At 70.5% G+C, this 18,433-nt stretch carries 12 protein-coding genes; 4 read left to right on the plus strand and 8 right to left on the minus strand.

All coding sequences use genetic code 11. The annotated features are described in order from the left end of the window. Nucleotides 1-158: 158 nt before the first annotated feature. Nucleotides 159-620, minus strand: coding sequence for an SRPBCC domain-containing protein (locus tag JYK18_RS18995; protein WP_153035430.1), 462 nt, complete (start codon nucleotides 618-620; stop codon nucleotides 159-161). 309 nt (nucleotides 621-929) lie between these two features. On the opposite strand from JYK18_RS18995, the gene JYK18_RS19000 reads away from it, so the two are divergent. Together JYK18_RS19000 and JYK18_RS19005 are read left to right on the plus strand one after the other, a co-directional pair. Next, complete coding sequence (locus JYK18_RS19000; protein WP_206803305.1) at nucleotides 930-2,141, plus strand: acyl-CoA dehydrogenase family protein; 1,212 nt, start codon at nucleotides 930-932, stop codon at nucleotides 2,139-2,141. Continuing rightward, a complete protein-coding gene (locus tag JYK18_RS19005) occupies nucleotides 2,138-3,778 on the plus strand; it encodes an AMP-binding protein (RefSeq protein ID WP_206803306.1) in 1,641 nt (546 codons plus the stop codon). The genes JYK18_RS19000 and JYK18_RS19005 overlap by 4 nt, the downstream gene beginning before the upstream one ends. A gap of 272 nt (nucleotides 3,779-4,050) precedes the next feature. Here JYK18_RS19005 and JYK18_RS19010 read toward each other — a convergent pair whose 3' ends face one another. Genes JYK18_RS19010 through asnB form a run of 7 tightly spaced genes read right to left on the minus strand, consistent with a single transcriptional unit; the run spans nucleotide 4,051 to nucleotide 13,474 of the window. Beyond that, on the minus strand, nucleotides 4,051-5,205 hold the full coding sequence (locus tag JYK18_RS19010; RefSeq protein ID WP_206803307.1) for an acyl-CoA dehydrogenase family protein: 1,155 nt from the start codon (nucleotides 5,203-5,205) through the stop codon (nucleotides 4,051-4,053). A 17-nt stretch (nucleotides 5,206-5,222) separates the two neighbouring features. Then, nucleotides 5,223-5,975, minus strand: coding sequence for an SDR family NAD(P)-dependent oxidoreductase (locus tag JYK18_RS19015; RefSeq protein WP_206803308.1), 753 nt, complete (start codon nucleotides 5,973-5,975; stop codon nucleotides 5,223-5,225). Nucleotide 5,976: 1 nt separating this feature from the next. Continuing rightward, nucleotides 5,977-6,759 (minus strand): thioesterase II family protein, encoded by a 783-nt coding sequence (locus JYK18_RS19020; RefSeq protein WP_206803309.1) that lies wholly within the window; start codon nucleotides 6,757-6,759, stop codon nucleotides 5,977-5,979. 9 nt (nucleotides 6,760-6,768) lie between these two features. Further along, nucleotides 6,769-7,482: an aspartate/glutamate racemase family protein gene (locus JYK18_RS19025; protein WP_206803310.1), complete on the minus strand. Its 714-nt coding sequence runs from the start codon at nucleotides 7,480-7,482 to the stop codon at nucleotides 6,769-6,771. 1 nt (nucleotide 7,483) lies between these two features. Next, nucleotides 7,484-9,757, minus strand: coding sequence for a condensation domain-containing protein (locus tag JYK18_RS19030; RefSeq protein WP_206803311.1), 2,274 nt, complete (start codon nucleotides 9,755-9,757; stop codon nucleotides 7,484-7,486). A 47-nt stretch (nucleotides 9,758-9,804) separates the two neighbouring features. Beyond that, the gene (locus JYK18_RS19035) at nucleotides 9,805-11,613 is read right to left on the minus strand and encodes a non-ribosomal peptide synthetase (protein ID WP_206803312.1); all 1,809 of its coding nucleotides are present in this window, start codon (nucleotides 11,611-11,613) and stop codon (nucleotides 9,805-9,807) included. A gap of 13 nt (nucleotides 11,614-11,626) precedes the next feature. After that, nucleotides 11,627-13,474 (minus strand): asparagine synthase (glutamine-hydrolyzing), encoded by a 1,848-nt coding sequence (gene asnB, locus JYK18_RS19040; protein WP_206803313.1) that lies wholly within the window; start codon nucleotides 13,472-13,474, stop codon nucleotides 11,627-11,629. Between the two features lie 250 nt (nucleotides 13,475-13,724). Here asnB and JYK18_RS19045 point away from each other — a divergent pair, with 250 nt between their 5' ends. Continuing rightward, nucleotides 13,725-15,152, plus strand: coding sequence for an NAD(P)/FAD-dependent oxidoreductase (locus JYK18_RS19045; RefSeq protein WP_206803314.1), 1,428 nt, complete (start codon nucleotides 13,725-13,727; stop codon nucleotides 15,150-15,152). Between the two features lie 102 nt (nucleotides 15,153-15,254). Beyond that, nucleotides 15,255-18,428 carry an AMP-binding protein gene (locus tag JYK18_RS19050; protein WP_206803315.1) on the plus strand — a complete coding sequence of 1,058 codons (3,174 nt, stop codon included), beginning with the start codon at nucleotides 15,255-15,257 and terminating at the stop codon, nucleotides 18,426-18,428. The last annotated feature ends 5 nt before the right edge of the window (nucleotides 18,429-18,433 follow it).

The raw sequence follows: 18,433 nt of genomic DNA on the forward strand, positions 1-18,433 counted from the left end.
CCCCCGGTCGCGTCTTCCCGATTGCTGGTCGCTCTCCGCCTGGAAAAGACGTGAAAAACACCGAAACGGGGGTGGCGGAAAACGGATTCCTCCGCTTTCCGCCACCCCCGTCGGGTGGCGCAGTTCACCGCGTTCCTAGCGAACCGTGGGTACTACGTTCAGGACTTCTTGGTCAGGTACTCTTCGAGAGCGTCGAACCAGCTGACCCAGCCTTCCTTGGCCTGGGGCAGCTCCTCCTCGGGGAGGTAACCGGTCTGGCGGAAGGCCAGCTTGGTCTTGCCGTTGGTCTCGGTGAAGGTCAGGGTGACGGCTTCCTCGTTCTCGCCGGCGGCCTGCTTCGCCTCGAACTCCGGGTCGTTCGGGTCGATGAGCGAGAACACCAGGCGGGAGTTCTCCTCGACCTCGCTGTAGACGCCGTAGAAGGGGATCTCGGTGCCCTCGTAGTCGAGGGTCGCCTTCCAGCTGCCGCCAGGACGGACGTCCATCGAGATCGTCGGCAGCGGCGCCCCGAACCAGTGGGTGAAGTGCTCGGGCTCGGTCCAGGCCTTGAACACCTGCTCGGGCTTGGCGTCGATGGTGCGGGTGATCTTGATCTCGCGGATCGTGCGCTCTTCGGTCATGGGGTTTCCTCTCTGGATGCGGTCCGGGCGGAAATACGCGGTCATGGCACGCCGGCCAGTTCAGACTCAGTGAGCGTCGTTACGTCATCGGTCCGTTACCGGATTCTGTCAGCGGCGCCGCGGGCACGACCAGTGCCGCGTGCACCACTCCTCTATGTATTCCTCATGTCGGCCGCGCGCCTTCCTCATTACTGCTGTTCGGCGCCCTGCCCGGAGCTGGTGCGCAATCGGGGAGACGTGGTCGCGCGCGCGGGATGTGAGGGTAGGGCGGAGCCAGCCAGGCCGCCGGAGAAAAGGATTCGTGCAGCGATGACAGCCACGGTGGAAATTCCCGAACCGGAGCTCACCCCGGACCAGGTCGTCGCGCGGGCCGAGGCGATCGCGCCCACGCTCGTGGAACGCCAGGCGGAGACCGAGAAACGCGGTTACTACGCCGAAGACACCCACGAGGCGTTCCGCGCCGCCGGTTTCTACCGGATCCTGGTGCCCCGCCGCTACGGCGGTTACGAGTTCGGCCTGGACACCTTCATGCGCGTGGTGCAGGCGCTGACCAGGGGCTGCCCGTCCACCGGCTGGATGTACTGCCTCGGTGCCGCGCACGCGCACGCCGCCGCGTCGATCTTCGACGAGCGCGTGCAGGACGAGATCTTCGCCGGGGGCGACTTCATCTGCCCGGCCACCGTCGCGCCGGGCGGCCAGCCCGAGCGGCTGGAGAACGGTGACTGGCGGCTCAGCGGGACCTGGAACTACTGCTCCGGATCGCCCTACGCCACCCACTTCATCGGGCACACGCTGGTCTTCGGCGAGGACGGCACGCCGTCGCCGATGATGTTCGTGGTGCCGCGCGAGAAGTGGACCCGGCTCGACGACTGGAACACCACGCTCGGCCTGCGCGGCAGCGGTTCGCACAGCATTGCGATGGAGAACGCGCACATCCCGGCGCACCACATGTTCGAGATGCACCTGAGCCAGGTCGACGTCTCCGAGGGCACGCCGGGCGCGGCGCTGCACGGGAACCCGTTCTACGGCGGCGGTCTGCTCAGCTTCATGGTGCTGGAGGACGCGGTGCTCGCGGTCGGCATGGCCCAGAGCGCGCTGGACGCGTGCGAGGAGCTGATGAAGACGCGGTCGACGATCTTCCCGCCGATCCAGGGCCGCGCGCAGGACCCCGACTACCAGTTCCGCTTCGGCCAGGCCACCGGCATGATCGCCACCGCGGAGGCGGCCTTCCACAACGCGATCCAGCAGTGGGAGCAGGCGGTTTCGGAGGGTTCGGCGGCCTTCACCCCGGAACGCGAACTGCGGATCGCGTTGATCTGCCGCGAAGTGGTGCGGTTGAGCTTCGACGCGGTGCAGGCGCACCTGGTGCCGACTGCGGGTTCCAGCGCGGTGCGCAACGGCGCCCGGGTCGAGCGGGTGTGGCGCGACCTGTCGATGCAGCACAGCCACGCCGGCATCTCGGTGTTCCTCTCCGCGATCGCGCAGCGCGAGTACAGCCAGGCGCGGCTGGGTGCGGCATGAGGGTGCGGCCGAGCTATTCGTCCGGGGCGTCGGCCACCTCGCTGCTCGGCGAGACCATCGGCGCGTACTTCGACCGGGCGGTCGAGGACTTCGGTGACCGTGACGCGCTGGTGGACCGCCCGACCGGGCGGCGGTGGACCTACGCCGAACTCGGCGCCGAGGTCGACGTGCTCGCGCTCGGCCTGCTCGACCACGGCATCCAGCCGGGGGACCGGGTGGGCATCTGGGCGCCGAACTGCGCGGAGTGGGTGCTGGTGCAGTACGCCTGCGCCAAGATCGGCGCGGTGCTGGTGAATCTCAACCCGGGGTACGGCAGGCACGAGATCGAGTACGTGCTGAACCTGGCCGGGGTGCGGCTGCTGATCTCCGCGGAGTCCTTCAAGACCTCCGACTACGCCAGGATGATCGCCGAGATCGACTGCCCGGCGCTGGAGCAGGTGGTGCTGCTCGGCGGGGACGCGTGGGCCGAGGTGCTCGACCGCGGCCGCCGCGGTGATCCCGCGCTGCTGGCGAAGGTCGGTGCGTCGCTGCACGCGGACGAGCCGATCAACATCCAGTTCACCTCGGGCACGACGGGCTTTCCCAAGGGCGCGACGCTGTCGCACCACAACATCCTCAACAACGGCTTCTCGGTCGGCGAGCTGTGCGGGTACGGGCCGGAGGACCGGGTGTGCGTGCCGGTGCCGTTCTTCCACTGCTTCGGCATGGTGATGGGCAACCTGGCGGCGATGACGCACGGGGCGAGCGTGGTGATCCCGGCGCCGGTGTTCAACGCGCGCGCCACGCTGGAGGCGGTCGAGGCCGAGCGGTGCACGTCGCTGTACGGCGTGCCGACGATGTTCATCGCCGAGCTGGCCGATCCGGACTTCGCCGCGTTCGAGCTGTCGTCGCTGCGGACCGGGATCATGTCCGGGACGCCGTGCCCGATCGACGTGATGCGCCAGGTGGTCGAGCTGATGGGGATGACCGAGGTGACCATCTGCTACGGCATGACGGAGACCTCGCCGGTGGCCACCCAGACGCGCGCGGACGATTCGCTGGAGCGCCGCGTGTCGACGGTCGGCCGCGCCGGGCCGCACGTGGAGATCAAGGTGGTCGACCCGCGCACCGGCCTGACGGTCCCGCGCGGCGAGGCCGGCGAGGTGTGCATGCGCGGGTACTCGGTGATGATCGGGTACTGGGACCAGCCGGACAAGACCGCGGACGCCATCGATGCCAACGGCTGGATGCACAGCGGCGATCTCGGGGTGATGGACGAGCACGGTTACCTGAACATCACCGGGCGGATCAAGGACATGGTGATCCGGGGTGGCGAGAACATCTACCCGCGTGAGGTGGAGGAATTCCTGCACACCCACCCGGACATCGTCGACGTGCAGGTGATCGGTGTGCCGGACGCGCGGTACGGGGAAGAGCTGATGGCCTGGGTCCGGTTGCGGCCGGGGGCGTTCTTGGACGCGGCTTCGTTGCGTTCTTTTTGCGAGGGCGAGTTGGCTCGGCACAAGATTCCGCGGTACGTGCACCTGGTGGATGAATTTCCGATGACGGTGTCGGGGAAGGTGCGGAAGGTCGAGATGCGGGAGATGGCGGTGGAGTTGCTGGGGCTGGGGGAGTTGCTGGGGACTCGGCACGCTTGATTTTTGGTGGGGCCATCCCGCTATTTCAGTGTGACTACGGCTGAGAACCCTTTGTCAAGGCGGGAAAGATGCCTTGACAAAGGGTTCTCAGCCGTGTTTTGGCTTGGGATCGGGATGGGGGAGGTGAGGATGGCTGGGTGGTGCGGTTTCGTTGCCAGGTGCGGTTTGGTGTCGGGGTGGTGTCCGGGCTCCGGGTGGTGCAGTGAATGTGGCTTTCACTGCCGATTCCGCTGTGAAAGCCACATTCACTGCATCGTTGTGGGATGGCGCTACTACGGGGCGAGGAGGGTTCGGGCGATGAGCATGCGTTGCACCTCGCTGGTGCCTTCGCCGATTTCCAGGATCTTCGCGTCCCGGTAGAAGCGGGCTACCGGGTAGTCGTTCATGAAACCGTAGCCCCCGAAGATTTGGGTGGCTTCGCGTGCGTTGTCCATGGCGGCGTTCGAGGAGACCAGTTTGGCGATCGCCGCCTCGCGCTTGAAGGGTTCGCCGGCGACCAGGCGGGCGGCGGCGTGGTACCAGGCCAGACGGGCGGTGTGCGCGCGGGCTTCCATGTCGGCGATCTTGAAGGCGATCGCCTGGTGGTCGCCCAGTGGCTTGCCGAAGGCCTCGCGGTCCCGCGCGTAGCGCACGCATTCGTCCACGCAGCCCTGCGCCAGGCCCGTGCCGACCGCGGCCAGCGCGATGCGGCTTTCGTCCAGCACCGAGAGGAACTGGGCGAAGCCGCGTCCCTCCTCACCAACCAAATTCCCCACCGGGACTCGGCAGTCCACAAAGGACAACTCGTGGGTGTCCGAAGCGCACCAGCCGACCTTCGAGTACGACGGGGCCACCGAGAAGCCCGGCGTGCCCGAAGGCACGATGATCGCCGAGATCTCCTTGCGGCCGTCCGCCGTCACGCCGGTCACCGCGGTGACCGTGACCAGCGCGGTGATGTCTGTGCCCGAGTTGGTGATGAAGCACTTGCTGCCGTTGATCACCCACTCGTCACCGTCCCGCACCGCGGTGGTGCGGGTGGCGCCGGCGTCGGTGCCGCCGCCGGGTTCGGTCAGGCCGAACCCGGCCAGCGCCTCGCCCGCGCACAACGCGGGCAGCCACCGCTGCTTCTGCTCGGGCGTGCCGAACTTGTGGATCGGCAACGCCCCGAGCGAAACCCCGGCCGACACCGCGATCGCCACCGACGAGTCCACCCGCGCCAGCTCTTCGAGCGCCAGCGCCAGTGCGAAGAAGTCGCCGCCCATGCCGCCGTGCTCCTCCGGGAACGGCAGCCCGAACAACCCCATCCGGCCCATCTTCGCGACCAGCTCGTACGGGAACTCCTCGCGCTGGTAGAGCTCCCCGATCACCGGGGCGACCTCCGAAGCGGCGAACTCCTCGACGGTCTTGCGCAGGGTCTCGTGCTCCTCCGGCAGGCGGAAGTCGATCACGGTCGTGCTCCCCCTGATCAGGCGGCCACGGCGGTCACCAGGCCGCCGTCGACGACGAACTCCTGCCCGGTGACGTAGGCCGACTTGGCCGAGAGCAGGAAGGCCACCGTCTCCGCGACGTCACCCGGCTGCCCGAGCTTGCCGAGCACCACCTGGCTGCGGAAGAACTCGCGGACCTGCTCGTTCGGCGCGACCTGGTCGAACATCTCGGTCTCGGTGTGCCCCGGCGTCACCGTGTTCACCCGGATGCCCTGCGGCGCCAGGTTCGCGGCCAGCGAGCGGCTCAGGTTCAGCACGGCGGCCTTGCTCGCCGCGTACAGCGCGCCGGGCGCCATGCCGCGGTGCACCAGCCAGGAACCGTTCAGCACCACCGAAGCGCCCTCGTTGAGGAACGGCACGGCCTTGGCCACGGTGAAGTAGGTGCCCTTGAAGTTGGTGCCGACGACCCGGTCGAACTCCTCCTCGGAGACGTCGCCGAGCAGCCCCGCCGAGGCGGTACCCGCGTTGGCGAACACCCCGTCGAGCTTGCCCACGGTCTCGCCGACCTTGGCGAACAGCGCGTCGAGGTCGGCGGTGCTGGACACGTCGGCCCGCACGGCCACCACGCGGTCACCGGCGTCGAGTTCCTTGACCGCGGTGTTCAGCCGCTCCTGGCTTCGCCCGGCGAGCACCACGCGCCCGCCGGCGGCGACCAGCCGCTGCGCGGTGGCGAGGCCGATACCGCTGCCACCACCGGAAATCAGTACGGACTTGCCTTCGAACTCAGTCATGTCACCAGGGTCCTTCCTCGGCCTGGACCTGCGCGTCTTCCCGATTGCCGAGGCAGGCTCGAGCGATCTCGGCAGCCACCTCGCCCACGTGCGGTTCCGCCAGCAGGTAGAAGTGCCCGCCGTCGAACATCCGCGCGCGCAGCCCCGCCCCGGCCCGCTCCCGCCACGCGGGCAGCTCGGCCGAGGGCACCAGCTGGTCGTCGTGCGCGCCGAGCACGGTCAGCGGGACGGCGACCGGGCCGAGGAAGCTCACCTGGGCCAGCCGCAACCCCAGCGTCAGGTCCGAGCGCAGCAACGCCATCACGTGCTCGCGCCAGAACGGGCTGGCCAGGATCTCGTCCGGGGTGCCACCCCCCGCGCGCATGATCTTGACCAGGTCGTCGTCGCTCCACCGGCCGGCCCGCTCGGCCGCCGAACCCCCGGACGGGTAGGCGCTGAGCACCAGCCCGGCGAACGGTTCCGGCTTGGCCAGCGCGATCGCCGCGGCCACCGCGGCGCCCATGCTGTGCCCGAACAGGACGGTCGGCAGCGGCGGCAGCGCGACCAGCTCGTCCAGCACGCCCTCGACCACCGCGTGCGGGTCCGACGGGGTTTCCTTGAAGCTCTCGGAGAACCGGCGCTCCCGGCCGGGCAGCGTCACGCCGAGCACGTCGTACGCCGCGGGCAGGCAATCTGCCAGCGGCATCAGCACGTTCGGCCCGGCTCCCGCGTGCGGGATCAGCACCACGCGTGCCTCGGGTTGTCCCTGGGCGGCCCGCAGCACCGCCGTCCACGATCCGGCCATCAGTACTCCTTAAACAGCGATTCGGAGCGGTGTCGCCGCCCGGTACAACTCCTCCGCGCAGGCGGTGGCCAGCGCGTCCAAACTGGACACCGACGACTCCGGCGGCAACCCGGCGGCGGTGTAGGCGATCGGCAGTTCCGTGCACGCGGTGACCACCGGCCGCCCGTCCCGCCGCCACAACGACGCCAGCGCCTCGGCGAACACGTCGCCGCCATCACCGGTCCGATTCGCCTTCACCAGCGAAGCCGCGTGGTGGACGCGGTGCTGCAGCGCCTCGTCCGGCACCAGCAGCGGGTACCCCAGCTCGGCCGCCCGGTCCTGGTACAGCCCGCTGGCCACGGTGCCAGTTGTCGCGGTCAGCCAGGCGCCGTCCGGGCTCACCCGCCTGGCCATCCGCAGCGTCGCGTCCACGATGTGCACCAGCGGCACCGGCAACTGCGCGCTGAACCGGTCGAGGTAGGCGTGCGCGGTGTTGCACGGCACGGCCAGCAGGTCCGCGCCCCAGCCCACCAGCGTCCGCAACCCGTCGTGGAGCGGGCGCAGCGGGCCGTCGTCCCCGGCCAGCAGCGCCTCGGTCCGGTCCGGAATGGACGGTTCGGACAGCAGCAGGAGCCGCGGGTGCTCCTGGTCCGTGCGCGCCGGGACGCGCAGGGCCAGCAACCGCAGGAACTCGGCCGTGGCCGCGGGTCCCATGCCGCCCAGCACGCCCAGCGTCGCGGGCACGTCAGGGCAACCGATCGGCGACCTGCCGCGCCACCTCGTCCGGCACGCCCTGCCAGGTCAGCCGCAGCTTCCCGCCCCGCACCGCCCCGGTCACCGAGATCCGGTGCGGCCCGCTGCCCGGCAGTTCGGTGAAGTCGACCTCGGGCAGGTCGGCCACCCGCACCGGGGCGGACGGCGGCAGCAGCGCGGTCACGTCGCCGAAGTAGTCGTAGCGGACCTCGGCCGGCCCGTCGACCGGCTCGATGCGGTCCGGCCAGACCCGCCAGCAACCCACCTCGGACAGCCTGCCGACGATGCGGCCGGTCCGGTGGTGCGGGGCCGTGTGGTCGGCCACCTCGACGGTCACCGAGTCGGTGCCCAGCCAGGCGGGCAGCACCCCGGCCAGCGCACCCAGCGCGAGCCCGGCCGGACCGGGGTCGATGGGCACCGGCTCGGGCGCGATCGGCGTGCTGCCGGGGAAGGCCTCGGACCGCGCCAGCTCGACCGGCTCACCGGCGCCGAGCTGGCGGCACGCGGTGACCACGTCCTCCAGGATCAACCGCCACGAGGCGGTGTCCGCCGCCAGCTCGTGCAGCACCAGCAGCAACCCGCCGGGCCGGGCCCCGCGTTCCAGCGCGGTCACCTGCAGCACGCGCCCCTCGGCCGGGTCCAGCCGCGACCGGAGCTTCGCCACCGCCCGGCGCAGGAGCGCGGGCTCCTCCTCGGGGCTGACCGCGGACAGGTCGAGCCGGACCACCGGCAGCGAACCACCGGTCCCCGCGGGCTGCTGCCGCCACTCGTGCCCGTCCTTGGTGAACTTCATCCGCATCGCGTCGTGCTGCATCAGCAGCTGCAGCACGATCTTCTTGACCTTCGCGGTGTCCACCGCGCCCGGCAGCGTGACCAGCAGCGCGCGGGCCTGCTCGGCCAGCGGCGTCCGCTCGGTCACCCGCAGCTGGGACGGCGTGAGCGGGTGCGACGAGTCCTCGTTGCCGCGGCCGAAGCGGGTGGCGACCGGGGCCTTCAGCGCCGACCGGTCGACCACGCCCGCGGTGCGCGGGATCTCGCCGACGGCCACCCAGCGCTCGGGCACCAGGCCCTCCGGCAGCACCGCCGCGACGGCCGCCCGGATGCTTTCTTCGACACCACCGTTCGGTACGTAATACGCTGTCATACGCGCACCGAGGTGGGGATGATCGGCGGGGTCGGGGTAGCCGATCTTGGCCAGCATGCGCTTGACCCGCGTGCTGTTGACCGGCCCCTGGAGCTCCTCGTTCGCCTCGGCGACCGAGAGGTGCCCGAGCCGGACCTCCCACCGCGTCGGCGCCTCGTAGTTGTGGAACCCGCGCTCGGCCGCGTGCACGTACACGCCGACGTCGTTGATCAGGCAGTTCGAGCTGCAGAAGCCGGTGTCGTCCGGGTGCGCCCAGATCTTCGACCGCGACTTCAGCAGCGCGCGGATCTCGTCCTTGGTGACCTCGGAGTAGCGGTAGAAGTCGACCACCTCGACCGCGTCCACCGCGGCGGCTTCGGCGCCGGTGCCGCTGGACTGGTGGTAGACGCGGCGGCCCAGCGCCAGCTTCTCCTCGATCTCGTCGCGGTCGAAGATGCCCTGCTGGTGGAACCACGACAGCCGCTCGTCCATGATCTGCCCGCGCGAGAGCCCGGTGACGATGCTCGGGATGCCGCGGTGGTGCGCCAGTTCCGTGCTCAGGTCCAGCAGCGAGCGGAAGCAGCCGTTGCACACGCTCTTGTGCTCCTGCAGGCTCAGCAGGAAGATCTTGTTCTGGTCGGCCCTGGTCTTGGTGACGTGCTCGATGCCGAGCTCGCCGGTCACCTCTTCGACGTTGCGCAGCGCGGTGGTGGAGATGAAGCCGTTGTCGAAGGTGAAGGTCATCACGCGCAGGCCGAGGTCGACCAGCCGGTAGAGCACGTAGGTGCTGTCCTTGCCGCCGCTGAACAGCAGCAGGCAGTCGTACTCCGAGCCGGCCGCCTCGGCCTTCGCGCGCAGTTTCGGGGCCAGTTCGGAGAGATCACCCCAGTAGGCGTCGATCTGCTCGCGGTTCTCCTCGTACAGCACGCACAGCGAGCAGACGCCCGCCGCGTCGAAGGTCAGCCCGGGGTACTTGCCGGTGATGCCGCAGCGCACGCAGTTCCGCCTGGCCGTGTCGCCGGCGCCGGCGAAGACCACCGCGCAGTCGGCGACGCCCCCGTGGCGCAGCAGTGCCGCTTCGACCTCCTGCTCGATCACCTGGGCCTGCGCGGGATCGGTGGAGAGCAGATTCGGTTCGGTCATCGTTCAGCCTCCAGTGGGCTCAGGTCGGCGCGAGCCGTCGGCGGCCGTCACAGGCCCAAGTCGTCGGTGTCGTCGGCGATCAGGGAGCCCTCGATCAGCCCGGCGACGGCCGCCACGGTCGGTGCGGAGAGGAAGTCGTGCAGGGGCACGGAAACCCCGAACTCGGCGCCGAGCCGGGAGAGCAGTTCGATGACCAGCAGCGAGCTGCCGCCCGCGTCGAAGAAGTCCTGCCGGATGTCGACCGCGCCCGACTGGCCGGGCAGCACGCTCGCCCAGATCCGGGCGATGGCCTGCTCGGTCGGCGTGCGGGCCTCCAGCACGTCGGCCGGGGTGTCCGGAGTGGACGGTGCGGTGGCCGGGAGCGCGCGGCGGTCGATCTTGCCGCTGATCGTGCGGGGGAGTTCGGTGGTCGGCGCGAAGACCGCGGGCACCGCGGCCTCCGGCAGCCGCTCGCGCAGGAAAGCACGCAGCACGGCGGGATCGACGTTGGTGTTCTGCTCGTAGTGCGCGCAGAGGAACGGGATGCCGTCGGCGGATTCCCCGGCGACGACGGCGGCTTCGGTGACCGCGGGGTGCTCGCGCAGGATGCTCTCCACGCCGCCCAGTTCGACGCGGACGCCGCCGATCTTCACCTGGTGGTCCTTGCGCCCCAGGTATTCCAGCACGCCGTCGGTGGAGAAGCGGCCGAAGTCGCCGGTGCGGTAGACCAGTTCGCCGTCGCGGGGCACGAAGGCCTTGGCGGTCGCCTCGGGCTGGCGGTGGTAACCGAGCGAGCGGTGCGCGGTGCGCAGGTGGATCTCGCCGACCTCACCGGGCGCGGCCGGTTCGCCGCGGTCGGTGAGCACCAGCACCTCGGTCTCCGGCATCGCGCGCCCGATCGGGATCGAGTCGCGTTCGGTGTCGGCCCGCGTGACGAAGTGGAAGGTCTTGGTCATCGTGGTTTCCGACGGGCCGTAGAGGTTCAGCAGCTTGGTCCGCTCGCCGAAGCGGTCGAACCAGCCCGCCGCGTCGCGCGGGGCCAGCTTCTCGCCGGACAGCGCCACGCACTCCAGTGCGGCGAACCGGTGGTCGCCGGGCGCGGTGGCGAAACGGCGGAACACCGACGGCACGCAGTGGACCAGCGAGATCTCCGCCGCCTCCAGCCAGCGGCTGAGCGCGGCGGCGTCGAGCAGGGTGTCCGCCGGGGGCACGCAGATCGTGGCACCGGTGGTCAGCGGGACGAAGATGTCGCGCAGCACGGCGTCGAAGGCCGGGCTGATCAGCTGGCTGACCCGCCACCCGGCGTCCACGCCGAGCAGCTCGGTCTCCCAGCGGATGTAGTGGTCGACCGAGCCGAGCCTGCCGACGATGCCCTTGGGGCGGCCGGTGGAGCCCGAGGTGAAAAAGAGGTAGCAGGGGTCGTCCGGCCGGGGCTCGTGCGCGACCACGGCCCGGCGCGCGCTGGTGCCCGCGGTGTCGGCGATGTCGATGCGGGTGGTCTCGGTGGCCCCCGCCGCGGCCAGCACCTTGGCCGGCAGGCCGCCGAGGTCGGAGCCGGTGACCACCCAGGAGGCGTCGGTGTCGTTGAGCGCCTGCTCCAGCCGCCGCTGCTGCGCGGTGGCGTCGAGCGGGACCACCACCCCGCCGATGCGCAGCACGCCGAGCACGGCGGCGACCAGTTCGCGGCGGTCCTCGGCGAGCACCGGCACCAGCGCGCCGGGTGCCGCGCCCGCTTCCTGCAGCGCGGCGGCGATGTCGTCGGCCCGCCGGTCCAGCTCGGCGTAGGTGAGCTTGCCGTCGGCGCACTCGACCGCGACGTGGTCCGGGAAGCGGCCGATCGCCTTGGCCACCAGCGCCTGGATCGCTTCGAAAGCCATCTGTCCGTCTCCTTCAGCTAAGCCCGAACTCGTCGAGCAAGATGCCGAACGTCAGCACGACGAGCAGCAGGTCGTCGTCGAAATGCGGGTGGACGTCGAAGCCTTCGCGCAGGTAGCGCGCCTTGAGGTGGTCGACGACGTGCGGGTCGAAGTAGCCCTGGCGCTTGATCCGGTCGTGCGAGAGCAGGTCCTGCACCCAGTCCAGGTTCCGGCGCAGCAGCCCGGGGCTGCCCGGCGCGCGGAACCCGTACTTCTCCCGGTTGATGATCTCCGGCGGCACCAGGCCCTGCGCGGCCTGCTTGACCACGAACTTCTCGCCGAGCCGGTGCACCTTGAGGTGCGCGGGCACGGTGCGGGCGAACTCGACCACGTCGCGGTCCAGGAACGGGTACCGCGCCTCGATCGAGTTGGCCAGCGCCATCCGGTCGCCGTGGTCGGAGAGCAGGTGGTCCGACATCCGCAGTTTGAAGTCCAAATAGGACCGCTGGCTCAGCCGCGGCCGCCCGGCCAGCATCGCCGGGTCGACCACCGGCGCGGCCAGGCAGTCGAACTCGGCGAAGGAGGCCTGGAGCTCCTCGCTGAAGATGTCCATCTTGGACTGCCGCCAGGCGTGGTACTGGCGCTCGTAGAACAGGTCCGCGTCACCCCAGAGCCGTTGGCGCAGACCGTCTTCGAGCGCGTCCTCGAGCGGGTCGCCGGTGCGCCCGTTGCCGCGCCGGCCGTCGAACCGGTAGCCGACGTAACCGCCGAACAGCTCGTCCGCGCCCTCGCCGGTCAGGATCACCTTGACGCCGTGCTCGCGCGCCAGCGCGGACAACACCATCGAGCAGGTGTTGTAGCTCTCCTTCACCGGGGTTTCCGCGTGCACCACCATCCGGCGCAGCTCGGTGGCGATGTCGTCGTCGGAGAACGGGGCCTCGTGGTGGATCGAGCCGATCTTGCCCGCCATCAGCCGCTGGTGCCCGGATTCGTCGATATCCGCTTCGGGGAAGGTGATCGAGAACGAGTGCGGGTCACGCACGGCCTCGCCGACCAGTGCGCCGATCAACGAGGAGTCGAGCCCGCCGCTGAGGTAGAAACCGACGCCGACATCGGCCTGCAACCGGCGGCGCACCGAAGTGGTCAGCAGTTCGCGCAGCGTTTCGACGTAGTACTCGTCCGGCTGCGACTGGCCTTCCTCCACCGGGAAATCCAGGTCCCAGTAACGCTTCTCGCGCACTTCGCCGTCGCGCACCAGGAGGTAGTGGCCGCCGGGCAGGCTGGACACGCCGCGGAACATGGTGCGGGGGCTGACCAGACCGGGAAAGGTGAGCACCTGGTCGAGTCCGGTCAGGTCGACCGCGCGGGGAACGCCGGGGTGTTCCAGGATCGCCTTGATCTCCGAGCCGAACACGAAGTGGTCGTTCGTCCTGGTGTAGAACAGCGGCGCGATGCCGGCGTGGTCGCGGGCCAGGAACAACTGGCGCTCGCGGCGGTCGTAGAGGGCGAAGGCGAACTGGCCGTTGAGCCGGTGCAGCAGGTCCGGTCCCTCTTCCTCGTACAGGTGGACGACGACCTCCACGTCGCAGTTGGTGCGGAAGCGGTGGCCCTTGGCCTCCAGTTCCGCCCGCAGCTCGCGGTGGTTGAAGATCTCCCCGTTGCAGACCAGCGCGACTTCGCCGTCCTCGCTGAACATCGGCTGGCTGCCGCCGCCGAGGTCGATGATGCTCAGCCTGCGGAAGCCCAGCGCGGCCGGGCCGTCGAGCCAGAACCCGTCCTCGTCCGGACCGCGGTGCACCAGTTCGGCGGTCATCCGGCCCAGCTCGGCGGCCGCGATCGGCCGGGCGTGGGGCAGGGCGACCGATCCCGCGATTCCGCACATGCGCCCGCGCTCCTCGCTCGTCTCGAAAGGGAATTCTCTCCACCGCCGAAAATCAGCGTACGACAGCGGAAGTCGTTTGCGGGGCGGTGGAACGCGGTCCCGCAATGACGGAGAAGAACAGGTGGAGGCCGCATTCCAGGAGATGCGCGTCACGACCGCCGCGCGTGACGATGTCGTGGTGAAGATCGATGGTTCGCCGGAATTCGTCGGCACCTGATCACTATCTGCGGATTTCGAGGAGACAACCGTTATGGCCGACGTGACCAAAACACGCGCGGTGGTGCTCGGTGGGAGCATCGCGGGGCTGTTCGCCGCCCGGGTGCTCGCCGATGCCTACGACGAGGTGCTCATCGTGGACCGCGACGCGCTCATCGGCGTCGACGGGCCGCGGCGGTCCTGCCCGCAGGGCAAGCACATCAACGGCCTGCTCGCCCGCGGTCAGCTGGCGATGGAGGAGATGTTCCCCGGCATCACCGAGGAGATCTTCGCCGACGGCGTGCCCACCGGCGACCTGGCCGGCGACGTGCGCTGGTACTTCAAGGGCAAGCCGATCAAGCAGCAGGACGCCGGGCTGACCTGCGTCGCGGCCAGCCGCCCGATGCTGGAGAAGCACATCCGCCGGCGGACCAACGCGCTGGAGAACATCACCTTCGTCGAGAAGCACGACATCCTCGGCCTGGTCACCAGCGAGGACAAGCGCCGCGTGACCGGGGTCAAGGTGCAGCGCATCGGCACCAAGGCCGCGGAGAAGGTGCTGAACGCCGACCTGGTCATCGACGCCACCGGCCGCGGTTCGCGCACCCCGATCTGGCTGGAGGAACTGGGTTACGGCCGGGTCGAGGAGGAGCGCAAGAAGATCGGCCTCGGCTACGTCACCCAGCACTACCGCCTCACCGAAGAGGTCTACCACGGCGACCTGTCGATCAACCCGGTCGCCTCGGCCGACCTGCCGCGTGGCGCGATCTTCACCAAGACCGACGGCGGCCGGGTCGAGCTGACCACCTACGGCCTGCTCGGCGACCACCCGCCCACCGACCAGGCCGGCCTGTTCGAGTGGCTGAAGACCCTGGCCACGCAGGACATCTACAACGCGGTGAAGACCGCGGAGATCCTGGACGAGCCGACCGCCTTCCGCTTCCCGACCACGCTGCGCCGCCGGTACGAGAAGATGGACCGCTTCCCGGACGGCCTGCTCGTCGTCGGTGACGCGGTGACCTGCTTCAACCCGGTGTACGCGCAGGGCATGACGGTGTCCGCGCTGTCCGCGCTGACCATCCGCGGTCACCTGCACAGCGGTGCCACCCCCGACCCGAAGATGTACTTCGCCGACCTGGCGCGCGACGTGATCGATCCGCCGTGGGAGATGACCAACACGGTCGACCTGAGCTTCCCCGGGGTCGAGGGCGAGCGCACCTTCGCGCTGAAGGTGCAGCAGTTCTTCCTGTCGCTGACCCAGACCGCCGCCTCGCGCGACGGGGACGTGGCGGCCGCGTACATGAAGACCGCCGGCATGGTGGCCAAGCCGGAAACGCTGATGCAGCCGAAGATCCTGTTCAAGATCATCAAGGCGGTGCTGTTCGGCAAGAAGAACCAGGCCGTGCCGCGCAGCGCGGCGGCGCCCAAGAAGGTGACCGCGCTGCCGCAGAGCACGGCGACCGAGGAGAAAAAGGCGGCCTGACGCCGCCCGCGCGCGGCGGATCGAGTGTCACGAAGGTGGCTTTCGAGACGCCAAACGTCTCGAAAGCCACATTCGTGGCACTCCCGGAGGACGGAGGAAGCGGTGTCGGAGACATCGGAGACACAGGGCGGCCCCGCCGTCACCTCTGTTCGGCAGGACGAAGCGTGGTTCGCCGACCGGCTGGACCCCGGTTCGGCCACCGCCGTGCGCAGCCGGGCCTACCGGGTCAGCGGGGCGCTGGACGTCGCGCTGCTGGGCCAGGCCTGGCAGGAGGTGGTGCGCAGGCACGACGTGCTGCGCGCCACCATCACCGAGGTCGGCGGGCGGCCGGTGCAGCACATCGCCCCGGTCGACCAGGCAGCCAAGTCCTTTGTGGACATGGGCGTGGTGGAGGACGCGGAGGACGCCGAGGACGAGCTGTGCGCGGACATCATCGGTGAGCCGATGTGGCTCGCCGAGGGACCGCTCGCCCGGCTCACCGTGGCGGGCACCGCGCCCGACGAGTACGTGGTGGTGCTCGTGGCGCACCGCGCGGTGGCGGACGAGTCGTCGATGGTGATCATGCTCGACGAGCTGTCCCGGTGCTACACCGCCGCGGTGAACGGCCGCGCGCCCGCCGAGGCGTTGCGCGCACCGCTGCTCCAGTACGACGAATTCGCGCGCTGGCAACGGGAACGCGAGGGCTCGGCCGAGCACGCGCGCATGCTGGACTGGTGGCGCGGGGAACTCACCCCGGCGCCGCCCGCGCTGACCCTGCCGCTGCACCGCGACCGCCCGGCCGGGCTGTCCACCGCCGGCGGCGTCGTGCGGTTCAACTGGGGCGCGGAACTGGCGACCACGCTGGGGCAGTTCGCCCGCGAGCAGGGCGTGGACCCGGCGGCCGTGCTGCTGACCGCGTTCACCTGCCTGCTGCACCGCTTCGGCGGCGCGGACCGGATCCCGGTCGGCCTGCCGGTGCGGTCCCGGCCGTGGTCGGCCTTCGACCGCGCGGTCGGCCCGTTCGACTCGCAGCTGGTGCTCACCGTCGCCTTCGGTGGCCGGCCGACCTTCCGCGAGGTGCTCAACCGGGTGCGCATCCAGCTGCGGGACACGGCCGCGCACGGCGGCCCGACCGAGGGGCAGCTGGCCGCCGCGGTCAACCCGCCCCGCGACCCGCGCCACAGCCCGTTCTTCGACGCGGGTTTCGTCTACCGCGAGCACGAGTCCATTGTGGAGTCCGACGGGCTGCTGCGCGGGGTGGACGTCAAGGACCCGGCGTTGCGGTTGCGCGGGTGCACCGTGCGTCGCGAGCGCGTCGACCCGCAGTGGTCCGAGGTCGACCTCGCCCTGCTCATCGACGAGGTGAAGCCGGAGATCAGCGGCGGTTTCCGGTCCCGCGCCGTGATGATCGACGCCCGCATCGCCCGGTTCGTCGCGGTGCAGCTGCGCACCGTGGTCGAGACGGCACTGGCCAGTCCCGACCTGCCGGTGGCGCACCTGCCGCTGGACACCCCGGTCCGGCTCAAGACCGCGGTGGTCGCCGCCGACCGGATCGAGGCGACCGCGCCGGTCACCGCCACCGTCGCCGAGTTGGTCCGGCGGCACCGCGGCGAAGCGCTGCCCGGGGTTTCCTACGAGGAACTGCTGGCGCGTGCCGATTCCATCGCCGCGGTGCTGCCGACCGGCCCGGTCGCGGTCCGGATGGCGAGCGGCGCCGGCCAGGCGGCGGCCGTGCTCGGCGCGTTCACCGCCGGGGCGCACGTGGTCTGCCTGGCGGCCAGCGATTCGGGGGAGCGGGCGCGGTCGGTGCTCGCCGACCTCAAACCCGTGGCGCTGCTGGTGGAGAACGCGGCGGACGACGACAAGATCGTGCAGTGGTACCGGGAAGAGCTCGACGGCACCGTGGTCGACATCAACGCCGTCGAACCCGCGAAGCCGCGGCCGACGGCCGTCGCGCTCACCGATCTCGCTTACGTGGCCTACACTTCCGGCTCCACCGGACGGCCGAAGGGCATCACGCAGGACCACGCCGCGCTCGCGCAGTTCACCGGCTGGTTCGCCACCGAGTTCCGCCTCGGCGAAGGTGCCAGGCTCGCCCAGTGGGCGGCCCCGGGGTACGACGCCGCGCTCTGCGAGACCTTCGCCGCGTTGGTCAGCGGCGCGACCCTGCACCCGGTTCCCGAGCGCATCCGCGCGAACCCGGAGAAGCTGACCGCGTGGCTGGCCGCCGAGGGCATCACGCACTTCCAGACCGTGCCCAGCTTCGCCCGCGAGGTGCTCGGTGTGCTGGAGCGCACCGGTGAGCGGCTGCCCGCGCTGACCCACGTGCTGCTGGCCGGGGAGGCGCTGCCCGCCGAGCTGGCCAACGGCCTGCGTGCCGCGCTGCCGTCGGCTCGCCTGGTGAACCTGTACGGGCCGACCGAGTCGATCCTGGCCACCTGGTACGAGGTCTCGGTCAAGCTGCACGGGGTCGCGCCCATCGGGCGGCCCATCCCCGGCCGCCAGGTGCTGGTGGTCGACGGGGAGGACCGCCCGTGCCCGGCCGGGGTGACCGGCAACGTGGTGCTGCGCAGCCCCTACCTGACCCCCGGTTACCTGGGCGACGTCACCACGAACGCCTTCGAGCCGCTGCGGGCCCGGCCGGAGCTCGGGGTGGCGGGCGGTGCCTGTTACCGCACCGGCGACCTCGGGCGCTTCCGCCACGACGGCGTGCTCGAGTTCCGCGGCCGCGCCGACTCCCAGGTGAAGGTGCTGGGCATGCGGATGGAACTGGGCGAGGTGGAGGCCGCGCTGGCCGCGCACCCGTCGATCGCCGACTGCGCGGTGATCGGCGTGCCCGGTGCGGACGGCCTGGTTTCGCAGCTGCTGGCGTACGTGGTGCTCGCCGAGGCCGGCGAGGCACCGGTCACGGAGTGGCGCCGGCACCTCATGCGGCGGTTCGGCAAGACGCTGCTGCCGCTGACCTACCAGACCGTGGATTCCCTGCCGCGCAACGTTGGCGGCAAGATCGACCGGCGGCGGCTGCCGTCGCCGGAACCCGCTGCCACGGCGGTGCGCACCGAGCCCGACGGCCCGGTGCAGCGCACCATCGCGGCGATCTTCGCCGAGCTGACCGGCTCGGCCGAGGTCGCCGCGGACGACACGTTCTTCGCCGTGGGCGGGCATTCGGTGCAGTTGCCCCGGCTGCTGCACCTGATCCGCGAACGGCTGGGAGCCGAACTGTCCCTTGTGGACTACTTCGCCGATCCGACCCCGGCCGGTTTGTCCGTGCTGTGCACTTTCGAAGACAAGGAGTGAGGAAC

The sequence above is a fragment of the Amycolatopsis sp. 195334CR genome (genome assembly GCF_017309385.1).
In the GTDB taxonomy this organism is placed as follows: Bacteria; Actinomycetota; Actinomycetes; order Mycobacteriales; family Pseudonocardiaceae; genus Amycolatopsis.